The sequence below is a fragment of the Pseudomonas sp. XP1 genome, assembly GCF_053557675.1.
In genome coordinates, this window is sequence record NZ_JBNRIJ010000002.1 from 248,897 (window position 1) to 258,524 (window position 9,628).

10 protein-coding genes are annotated in these 9,628 nt (G+C 61.3%); 2 read left to right on the top strand and 8 right to left on the bottom strand.

Features of this window, described 5'->3' with window-relative positions; genetic code table 11:
- Positions 1 to 564 (bottom strand): TetR/AcrR family transcriptional regulator (locus ACK1U9_RS03480; protein ID WP_449109703.1); only part of this gene is annotated, 564 nt, incomplete at its 3' end.
- Between the two features lie 132 nt (positions 565 to 696).
- On the opposite strand from ACK1U9_RS03480, the gene ACK1U9_RS03485 reads away from it, so the two are divergent.
- Positions 697 to 1,611, top strand: a complete 915-nt coding sequence (locus tag ACK1U9_RS03485; protein ID WP_046615027.1) for a DUF808 domain-containing protein — start codon at positions 697 to 699, stop codon at positions 1,609 to 1,611.
- A gap of 138 nt (positions 1,612 to 1,749) precedes the next feature.
- On the opposite strand, the gene ACK1U9_RS03490 is transcribed toward ACK1U9_RS03485, so the two are convergent.
- The 7 genes from ACK1U9_RS03490 to puuE form a co-directional block, all read right to left on the bottom strand.
- On the bottom strand, positions 1,750 to 2,532 hold the full coding sequence (locus tag ACK1U9_RS03490) for an outer membrane protein OmpK (protein ID WP_046615028.1): 783 nt from the start codon (positions 2,530 to 2,532) through the stop codon (positions 1,750 to 1,752).
- A 353-nt stretch (positions 2,533 to 2,885) separates the two neighbouring features.
- Positions 2,886 to 3,671 carry an outer membrane protein OmpK gene (locus tag ACK1U9_RS03495; RefSeq protein ID WP_046615029.1) on the bottom strand — a complete coding sequence of 262 codons (786 nt, stop codon included), beginning with the start codon at positions 3,669 to 3,671 and terminating at the stop codon, positions 2,886 to 2,888.
- 137 nt (positions 3,672 to 3,808) lie between these two features.
- A complete protein-coding gene (locus tag ACK1U9_RS03500) occupies positions 3,809 to 5,164 on the bottom strand; it encodes a nucleobase:cation symporter-2 family protein (RefSeq protein ID WP_046615030.1) in 1,356 nt (451 codons plus the stop codon).
- Positions 5,165 to 5,372: 208 nt separating this feature from the next.
- Positions 5,373 to 6,701, bottom strand: a complete 1,329-nt coding sequence (locus tag ACK1U9_RS03505) for a urate hydroxylase PuuD (protein WP_046615031.1) — start codon at positions 6,699 to 6,701, stop codon at positions 5,373 to 5,375.
- Between the two features lie 59 nt (positions 6,702 to 6,760).
- The gene (locus ACK1U9_RS03510) at positions 6,761 to 7,264 is read right to left on the bottom strand and encodes an ureidoglycolate lyase (protein WP_003259500.1); all 504 of its coding nucleotides are present in this window, start codon (positions 7,262 to 7,264) and stop codon (positions 6,761 to 6,763) included.
- A 56-nt stretch (positions 7,265 to 7,320) separates the two neighbouring features.
- On the bottom strand, positions 7,321 to 7,836 hold the full coding sequence (gene uraD, locus ACK1U9_RS03515; protein WP_046615032.1) for a 2-oxo-4-hydroxy-4-carboxy-5-ureidoimidazoline decarboxylase: 516 nt from the start codon (positions 7,834 to 7,836) through the stop codon (positions 7,321 to 7,323).
- Positions 7,836 to 8,762 carry an allantoinase PuuE gene (puuE, locus tag ACK1U9_RS03520; protein WP_013973531.1) on the bottom strand — a complete coding sequence of 309 codons (927 nt, stop codon included), beginning with the start codon at positions 8,760 to 8,762 and terminating at the stop codon, positions 7,836 to 7,838. Before puuE ends, uraD begins: the two co-directional genes overlap by 1 nt.
- 399 nt (positions 8,763 to 9,161) lie before the next feature.
- Here puuE and uraH point away from each other — a divergent pair, with 399 nt between their 5' ends.
- The gene (gene uraH, locus ACK1U9_RS03525; protein WP_003259496.1) at positions 9,162 to 9,515 is read left to right on the top strand and encodes a hydroxyisourate hydrolase; all 354 of its coding nucleotides are present in this window, start codon (positions 9,162 to 9,164) and stop codon (positions 9,513 to 9,515) included.
- Positions 9,516 to 9,628 lie beyond the last annotated feature (113 nt).

Below are 9,628 nucleotides of genomic sequence, written 5' to 3' on the forward strand. Positions count from 1 at the left end.
CTCCGCCGCGGCGTCATAATCGCTGTCGGCCAGCTTGGCCTTGCCGGTCACCGCAGAGATCTGCCAGTCGAAATCGGCGTAGGTCTGGGTCGCAGCCCAGATGCTGAACATCAGGTGATGCGCATCCACATGGGCGATCTGCCCGCGGTCGATCCAGCGCTGGATGCACTCGATGTTATGCCGCGCCTGCTCGTTCAGCTGCGCTACCTGGTTCGGCGACAGGTGCGGGGCGCCGTGCATGATCTCGCTGGCGAACACCTTGGACGCATGCGGCAGGTCGCGGGAAATGCGGATCTTCGAACGGATGTACGCGCTCAGCACTTCCTTGGGGTCACCGTCGGCATTGAACGGGGTCGACGCCTGCATGATCGGCGCGATGATGCTTTCCAGGACCTCGCGGTAGAGGTTGTCCTTGGATTTGAAGTAGTAATACACGTTCGGCTTGGGCAGGCCGGCCTTGGCCGCGATATCGCTGGTCTTGGTGGCGGCGAAGCCCTTGTCGGCGAATTCCTCGCTGGCCGCGCGCAGGATCAGTTCCTTGTTGCGCTCGCGAATGGTGCTCATGGTCAGGGATCTTCCTCGTGTCTGGCCACCTCTAAGAGGGATCGGGCATGGTAGCACCGGGCTCGACGGGCGCTCAAGGCAGCGGCTTTGGGCTAGAATCCTCGACACTTATTCTTCTGGATGCAGGCAAACATGGCAGGAAGCAGTCTACTGGTACTGATCGACGACATCGCCACGGTACTCGATGACGTCTCGGTGATGACCAAGGTGGCGGCGAAAAAGACCGCAGGCGTGCTGGGCGATGACCTGGCACTCAATGCCCAGCAGGTCACCGGGGTGCGTGCCGAGCGCGAGCTGCCTGTGGTGTGGGCGGTGGCCAAAGGGTCGCTGGTGAACAAGGCCATCCTGGTGCCGGCGGCGCTGCTGATCAGTGCGTTCATCCCGTGGGCGGTGACGCCATTGTTGATGCTGGGCGGTGCATACCTGTGCTTCGAAGGCTTCGAGAAACTGGCTCACAAGTTCCTGCACAGCAAGGCCGAGGATGACGCCGAGCATGAAGCGCGCAAGGTGGCGGTGGCCGATGCCAACGTCGACCTGGTGGCGTTCGAGAAAGCCAAGATCAAGGGGGCGGTACGTACCGACTTCATCCTTTCGGCGGAAATCATCGCCATCACTCTGGGCATTGTTGCCGACTCGCCGTTGACCCAGCAGATCGTCGTGCTGTCGGGCATCGCGGTGGTCATGACCATCGGCGTGTACGGGCTGGTGGGCGGTATCGTCAAGCTCGATGACCTGGGGCTGTGGATGACCCAGAAGGCTTCACGCCTGGCCAGGGCGGTGGGGAGCGGTATTCTGCGGGCCGCGCCGTACATGATGAAGAGCCTGTCGGTGATCGGCACGGCGGCCATGTTCCTGGTCGGTGGCGGGATCCTGGTGCATGGCATCGAGCCTTTGCATCATGCCATCGAGGCATTCAGTGAAGGACGTGGTGGGGCGTTTACCGTGGCGCTGCTGAACGGCGGTGTCGGGGTTGTGGCCGGTGCCGTGGTGCTGGCCGTGGTGGGCATTGCGGGGAAATTGTGGCGGGCGGTTCGGCCGGCCAGTTGATGCTGCCTGGCCGGGGCTTCGCCCCGGTTCGCGGGTGAACCCGCTCCCACATGTATAACGTCTGCCATGAACCCGGTGCGGACCCTGTGGGAGCGGGTTTACCCGCGAATGGGCCGCAAGGCGGCCCCTTTACTCAGATCAGAAGTGAACCTTGACCAGGAAGCTCATGGTGTTCTGATCAGTGGTGAAGGCATCGCTGTCCTTGATGCCGTACTTGTTCTTCCAGTAGTCGTATTCCACACCCACATACAGCTGCTTCTCGCCCAGGTGCAGGGCCTTGCCCAGGTCATACTTGATCTGCGGGTTGAAGTGCAGGTTGGCCTGATAGGTGCCGCGGCGGTTCTCGTCGTTGTCCACCACCCAGTCCATGAAACCGTCGATCAGCACATCGGACGAACCGACCGGAATGGTGTACGACCATACCGGGGTGATCTGCCATACGTTGTCGCCAGCGCGGCTGCCGTCGGTGGTGCGGTTGTAGAAGTTCAACTGGAAGTAGTCGAAGCCAGGGATGTCCAGGTCGAAGCCCGGGCCGATCAGGTACGACTCGGTATCACCTTCGCCGAACTCGTAGGTCATCGCCAGCAGCACGTCCTTGACCGGGCCGAAGGCCAGCTTCTGGTCGAAGATCTTGCCGAACGACAGGCGCGGGCTGATTTCGCCGTAGTAGGTGTTCGGGCCATTGCCCTCATCTTTCTGGCCCTGGTAGAAGATCTTGTCGACAAAGATGAAGTTGTCGCCGTACTTCCAGCCATCAGCGTGCTCGAAGGTCACGGTTTGCTGGATCGACGGGTTGACCTTGAAGTTCTTGCCCCACAGGTAGGTCAGGCTGTTGTTCTGCCACTGCAGCAGGTCGCCGCCGAAGGTGGTGCCACAGGCCAGCAGGCCGCCGGCGAGGATCAGGCTGTTGATGGTACGCATTGCGAGTGTCGCTCCCTTGATTGATCTATTGTCAGCGCTCGTTGTTGGCGCTTTTTTTGTCTTGCGAGTCAGCTTTTTTCGATAGGCCACAGCTGTTTGGCAAGGGTTGAGCCAACTTTCCTGGGCTGGCAAAACCTTCCTGCTCGACTTCGTTCTGAACGGATGAAAAGGGTCTTTCAGGCTGGCAACACGTTGGCCAACCGCCCGTATTCATTGACTGAGCGGTCAGTAAACGCAGGCAGAATCCCTTCTGCCCTGATCGAGGGGGCGCGCAGATTACTGGCTTGCGCGCCTTGCCTCAAGTGCTCCGTCCTGGAGCAGGGTGGATCAAACTTGTGCGTTCGGTCAGTTTTCTAGAAGTGCACCTTGATCAGGGCACTGGTGACGCTCTGGTTGCTGTCGATGTTGCCTTGGCTGTCGATGCCGTACTTGTCCTTCCAGTAGCTGTACTCGATGCCCACGTACAGCTGCTTGGCGCCCAGGTTCAGGGCTTTGCCCAGGTCGTACTTGACCTGTGGGTTGAACTGCAGGTTGGCATGGTAGGTACCGCGGCGGGTCTGGTCGTTGTCGACCACCCAGTCCATGTAACCGTCGATCAGAATGTCGGATTTGCCCACCGGAATGGTGTACGAGAAGGCTGGGGTGATCTGCCAGACATTGTCACCGGGGCGGCTACCTTCGGTGTTGCGCAGGTAGAAGTTGAGGGTGAAGTAGTTGAAGCCGGGTATGTCCAGGTCGAAGCCGGGGCCGATCAGGTAGGCCTCGTTGTCGCCCTCGCCACGCTCGTAGGTCATGGCCAGCAGTACATCCTTGATCGGGCCGAACGCCAGCTTCTGGTCGAAGATCTTGCCGAACGACAGGCGCGGGCTGAACTCACCGTAGTAGGTGGTCACGCCTTTGCCCGGGTCGGGCTTGCCGTTGTAGAAGATCTTGTCGACGAACATGAAGGTATCGCCGTACTTCCATTTGTTGGCGTGCTCGAAGGTCACTGTCTGCTGGATGCGTGGGTTGACCTTGAAATCCTTGCCGTACAGGTAGGTCAGGCTTTCGCCATGCCACTGCAGCCATTCGCCAGCGTGGGCGGGGACGGTGGCCAGCAGGCTGCTGCCCAGCAAGAGGGACGAGGTGATGCGTTTCATGTTGTGGTTCCCGGACTTATTGTTTTTGTTTGGTTTTTTTGGCGCGCAGGCGCCCCGGACGGCCCATTCCGGCGGGCCGACGGTGTAGCGTTTACGGCGAATTCGAGGTGGGGCGGCAGTGCGCCGCCCCCCTGTGCTCAATGCTGGTGACAGGCGTCGTTGTGCACCGCACGGTCGGCACCACCCAGGATGTTGAACAGCACGTTCAACACCAGGGCACTGACCGTGGCCATGGCGATACCACTGTGGGTGATGGGTTCCATCCACTGGGGCATCTGGGCGAAGAACTCCGGACGTACCACGGGGATCAACCCGAAGCCGACGCTCACCGCGACCAGCAACTGGTTGCGACGGTCGCCGATGTCCGCCTCCTGGAGAATCTTGATCCCGGTGGCGGTGACCATGCCGAACATGGCGATGGACGCGCCGCCCAGTACTGCAGGCGGGATCGAGGCAATCAGGAAGGCCGCCTTGGGCAGCAGGCTGAGCAGGATCAGCAGGGCACCGGCCACGATGGTGACATAGCGGCAGCGCACCCCGGTCATCTGCACCAGGCCGATGTTCTGGGCGAACGAGGAGTGGGTAAAGGTGTTGAAGAAGCCGGCGATGAACGACGCGCCAGCATCGCACAGCAAGCCGCGGCGCAGCATCCCCGGGGTAACTTCACGATCGGTCACCTTGCCCAGGGCCAGGAACATGCCCGTGGACTCGACGAAGATGATCACCACCACCAGGCACATCGACAGGATCGGCGCCAGGCTGAAGGTCGGCATGCCGAAGTGCAGTGGGGTCACCACTTGCAGCCACGGTGCGTCGTTCAGGCCCGACAGGTCGACCATGCCGATGGAGCCGGCCAGGATGTAGCCCAGGCCCATTCCCACCAGCACCGACACGTTGACCCAGAAACCGCGCATGAAACGGTTGATCAGCAGGATTACTGCCAGCACCAGGCCGGCCACCAGCAGGTAGATCGGCGAACCGAAGGTCCCTGCTTCCTGACCGCCACCGGCCCAGTTGACTGCCACCGGGAACAGCGACAGGCCAATCGAGGTGATCACCGTGCCGGTGACCAGTGGCGGGAAGAAGCGTACGACCTTGGACATGAACGGCGCGATCAGCATGCCGAAGAAGCCGGCGGCGATGGTGGCACCGAAGATCCCCTGCAGGCCTACGCCGGGCATGCCGGCCATGGCCACCATGCTGCCGACGGCAGCGAAACTGGCACCCATCATCACCGGCATGCGAATGCCCACCGGGCCGATACCGAAGGACTGGATGATGGTGGCGACGCCAGCGACCAGCAGGTCGGCGTTGATCAGAAAAGCGACTTCTTCACGGGACAGCCCGGCGGCCTGGCCGATGATCAATGGCACGGCGATGGCGCCGCCGTACATCAGCAGAACGTGTTGCAGGCCAACCAGGATCAGTTGGAACAGGGGCAAGGGCTCGCGCGGCGGCGCAACAGGGATGTACGCCTTGCGTGACTCGGACATGCAGCACCTCGAGTTTTGTTTTTATTCTCGGATCCAAGCGCCGGCCTCAGGCGGCAGGCTTCCGGTTAAGAAAGCCTGAGGTTCCCGCTTGAGGCTGAACGCTCGATGCTTGCTTGTTGCGTATGTCTTGAAACAGAGGCCGGGAGTGCCGGCCTCTTCGCGGGTGAACCCGCTCCTACAGGGGCGGTGTTATCCCGACAATTGTGTTTCAGTTGACCGGGGCGCCTTTGGCGATCCAGTCACCGACCAGCTTGCGCTCTTCGGTGGTCATCTGGGTGATGTTGCCCAGCGGCATGATCTGGCTGGCGACCGCTTGCGCCTGGATGCGCGCGGCCTGGGCCTGGATCTGCTGCGGGGTGTCGAACATCACGCCGGCAGGGGCGGCGCTGAACAGTGGGCTGGTCGGCTTGGACGAGTGGCACACGGTGCAGCGTTCCTGGATGACATTGTGGATCTTGTCGAAGCTCTCGCCGCCAGCCTGCGCCGTGGCCTGGGCAGGGGCTTCTGCCGGTGCGGCAGGCGCTGCGGCAGCCTTGGCGGCCTCCTCGGCGCGTTGCTCGGCAGCGGTCTTGCCACCTACAGCGGTCGCAGGCAGTGGCTGGTACTCGACCTTCGCCGCGGCTTGCTCAGGGCTGACGGCCATCGGTTTCGGACCGGTGACGTAGGCCAGGCAGATCATCGCCAGGGCGCCGACCGGCAGGGTCCAGGCGTACTTGTTGCTGTCGTGGCGGGTGTTGAAGTAGTGGCGGATCAGGACCGCGGCTACTGCGATACCGGCCAGGATCAGCCAGTTGTACTGGCTACCGTAGGTGCTCGGGAAGTGGTTGCTGATCATGATGAACAGCACCGGCAAGGTGAAGTAGTTGTTGTGGCGCGAGCGCAGCAGGCCCTTGGCCGGCAGTACCGGGTCCGGGGTCTGGTTGTTCTCGATCGCAGCCACCAGCTGGCGCTGGGCCGGCATGATGATGCGGAACACGTTGCCGACCATGATGGTGCCGATGATCGCGCCGGTGTGCAGGTATGCACCACGGCCGCTGAACACCAGGCTGAAGCCCCAGCACGCGGCGATGATCAGCACGAACAGTACGGCACCGAGCAGCGCTGGTTTCTTGCCCAGGGGCGAATCGCACAGGAAGTCGTAGATGAACCAGCCGGCGATCAGCGAGCCGATACCGATGGCCACGCCTTCGGCACCGCTGAGGGTGCTGCCAGGGGCCAGCAGGTACAGGGCCGGGTTCCAGTAGAACACCACGCACAGCAGGGCGATACCGGACATCCAGGTGAAATAGGCTTCCCATTTGAACCAGTGCAGGTTCTCGGGCATTTTCGGGGGGGCGAGCTTGTATTTCTCCAGGTGGTAGATACCACCGCCGTGAATTGCCCAGAGATCACCCGACAACCCATCGCGCGGGTTGCTTCGGTTCAGGTGGTTCTCCAGCCAGACGAAGTAGAACGATGCACCGATCCAGGCGACACCGGTGATCATGTGAACCCAGCGAATGCTCAGGTTCAGCCATTCGTGAAGGTGTGCTTCCACAGTATGTACCTCTTGCCGGTCACCCGCTCGGGCAAAGCCCTTGAATGACCGACCTTTTCTTATTGGTGGGGATTGAGGACCAGCATCTGTTCCTCGGTGAAGTAATGCTCGTCGCAGTTGTTGCCGGAACCACTGCGATCAACCACCAGGAAGTCATCCCGCTTTTCGATCGTCAGCACCGGGTGGTGCCAGACGCCGCGATGGTAATTAACGCCCTGCCTGCCATTACTGCGGAAGGCTCGGACCAAGCCTGATACAGGTGCATCGCCAACTGGCGCGACCACGATCAGAAAGGGGTTGCCGAGCAGCGGAATGAAAGCCTGGCTGCCCAGCGGATGGCGTTCCAGCATGCGCACGGTCAGCGGCATGTCCAGCGCGTCGGCGCGGAAGATGCTGATGATCGCCTTGTCTTCAGGCTCGGCGGTTTCGACCGTGGCGAGCTTGTGGAAGCGCATGGTCGAGCCGTTATTGATCATGAAGTGGTCGCTGCCGTCGGTTTCGATCACGTCTCCGAAGGGGGCGAAGGCTTCTTTGGTCAGGGGCTCGATCATCAGGGTGCGCATGCGGATATCTCTTCTATGTTCGTTGTTCTGGATAAGGCTCAAGCGTTGCGGCGGCTTTACAGCTGCAGCAGGCGGAACAGGGCGATCAGGTTGATCTGCGCCAGGGCTTCCTTGAATTCGGCATCGGCATCGTTGTGAATGCGTTTTTCGAAGGAGGCGAGGATCTGGTGCCGGTTGCTGCCTTTTACCGCCATGATGAACGGGAACTGGAACTTGGCCTTGTAGGCGTCGTTCAGCTCGGTGAAACGGGCGAACTCTTCGGCGGTGCACTGGTGAATACCGGCGCCGGCCTGCTCGTTGGTGCTCGATTCGGTCAGCTCGCCCTGGATGGCGGCCTTGCCGGCCAGGTCCGGGTGAGCGTTGATCAGCGCCAGCTGGTCGGCGTGGTTGGCGCTGAGCAGGATGTCGCTCATGCGCTGGTGCAGCGCCTCGATCTCGTCCAGCTCGCCCAGTTGGCCCAGGTCATAGGCTTTTTCGGCTACCCACGGCGAGTGCTCGTAGATGTCGGCGAATGCCTCGACGAAGGCGTCACGGCTCAGGGCGGATGGCTTGAGGGTTTTGAAGGCTGTCATCAGGCGTTCTCTTTCTTGTACGGGTGGGTGGCGTGCCAGTGGCGGGCGATGTCCACGCGACGGGCGAACCAGACCTGGTCATGGCTTTTTGCGTAATCGACGAAGCGCTTCAGTGCGGCCAGGCGTGCCGGACGGCCGACCAGGCGGCAATGCAGGCCGATGGACAGCATCTTCGGGGCCTCGGCGCCTTCGGCGTACAGCACATCGAATGCGTCCTTCAGGTACTGGAAGAACTGCTCGCCGCAGTTGAAGCCCTGTACCTGGGTAAAGCGCATGTCGTTGGTGTCGAGGGTGTAGGGGATCACCAGGTGCGGCTTGCCGGTAGGGTTGTTCGGCTCCCAGTAGGGCAGGTCGTCGTCATAGGTGTCGCTGTCGTACAGGAAGCCACCTTCTTCCATCACCAGGCGGCGGGTGTTCGGGCCGGTGCGGCCGGTGTACCAGCCCAGCGGGCGCTCGCCGGTGATTTCGGTGAGGATGCGGATCGCTTCGAGCATGTGCTCGCGCTCCTGGGCCTCGTCCATGTACTGGTAGTCGATCCAGCGGTAGCCGTGGCTGCAGATTTCATGGCCGGCCTCGGCCATGGCGCGGATCACGTCGGGGTGGCGCTGGGCGGCCATGGCCACGGCGAAGATGGTCAGCGGCACGCCACTGTCCTTGAACAGTTTCAGCAGGCGCCACACGCCGGCACGGCTGCCGTACTCGTACAGCGATTCCATGCTCATGTTGCGCACGCCCTGCAATGGCTGGGCGGCGACCATTTCCGAGAGGAAAGCTTCGGACTCCTTGTCACCGTGCAGGATGTTGCGTTCGCCACCTTCCTCGTAGTTGAGGACGAAAGACAGCGCGATGCGAGCGTTGCCCGGCCATTGCGGGTGAGGAGGGTTGTTGCCGTAACCGATCAGGTCGCGAGGGTAGTCAGCGCTCACTGCAGTCTTCCTTCTTGTGCGTTAGTGCGGGTGGTGGGCGGGCCGCGTCGGTATGTCGCACCACCGGATGGGCTGATTGTATACAACTTCTGAAATCTTTTGTAAGCCTGTTTTTCCGCATTTCTTCCCTTTTGTCGCCTCGAAGCGACCTGGAAAAACAGTGCAAGAAACCTGCCTGATTGGTCAGCTAATGACGTTGGCGTCTGTGTCGCGCCTGTATTTGCGACCGATGGGTCGTTAATGGGCACGAAACGGCGGGTGCGACGCATGGGCTCAAAAAATTGTGTACAATTTTGCGATGGAATGTCTTAATGGCGTCATTCCCGCACATCGCAGGCCCTTTGGCGTGATGATGGCCGTGTATTTTTTGCCCACAGATTGAACAAGAGGCGACAAGCAATGGGACGTTTGACCACACACGTACTGGATGCCGCGCATGGCTGCCCGGGCAGCTCGATCAAGGTCGAGCTGTACCGTGTTGAAGGCCAGCAGCTGGAGCTGGTGAACACTGCCCTGACCAACAGCGATGGCCGCGTCGACGCGCCGCTGCTGCAGGGTGACGACTACCGTACCGGCGTCTACCAGCTGCAGTTCAGCGCTGGCGACTACTACCGCGCTCGCGGTGTACAGCTGCCAGCCCAGGCGTTCCTGGATGTTGTCGTGCTGCGCTTTGGCATCGACGAGCAGCAGGAGCACTACCACGTGCCGCTGCTGATCTCGCCGTACAGCTATTCGACCTATCGTGGAAGCTAGTTGGTCGCTAGAAGAATCTTCGTAGGTCCTTTGGCCCGCTCTCACACTGGCGGGCTTTTTTTCGTCTGCTGTTTTTGTATCGCCTGCACCGGCCTCTTCGCGGGGGTGGCCCC

Coding starts and splice junctions, on each gene's coding strand:
- ACK1U9_RS03500 (WP_046615030.1), bottom strand. CDS start 5,164: ATGTCCGAGTCACGCAAGGCGTACATCCCTGTTGCGCCGCCGCGCGAG.
- ACK1U9_RS03510 (WP_003259500.1), bottom strand. CDS start 7,264: ATGCGCACCCTGATGATCGAGCCCCTGACCAAAGAAGCCTTCGCCCCC.
- ACK1U9_RS03490 (WP_046615028.1), bottom strand. CDS start 2,532: ATGCGTACCATCAACAGCCTGATCCTCGCCGGCGGCCTGCTGGCCTGT.
- uraD (WP_046615032.1), bottom strand. CDS start 7,836: ATGACAGCCTTCAAAACCCTCAAGCCATCCGCCCTGAGCCGTGACGCC.
- ACK1U9_RS03485 (WP_046615027.1), top strand. CDS start 697: ATGGCAGGAAGCAGTCTACTGGTACTGATCGACGACATCGCCACGGTA.
- uraH (WP_003259496.1), top strand. CDS start 9,162: ATGGGACGTTTGACCACACACGTACTGGATGCCGCGCATGGCTGCCCG.
- ACK1U9_RS03495 (WP_046615029.1), bottom strand. CDS start 3,671: ATGAAACGCATCACCTCGTCCCTCTTGCTGGGCAGCAGCCTGCTGGCC.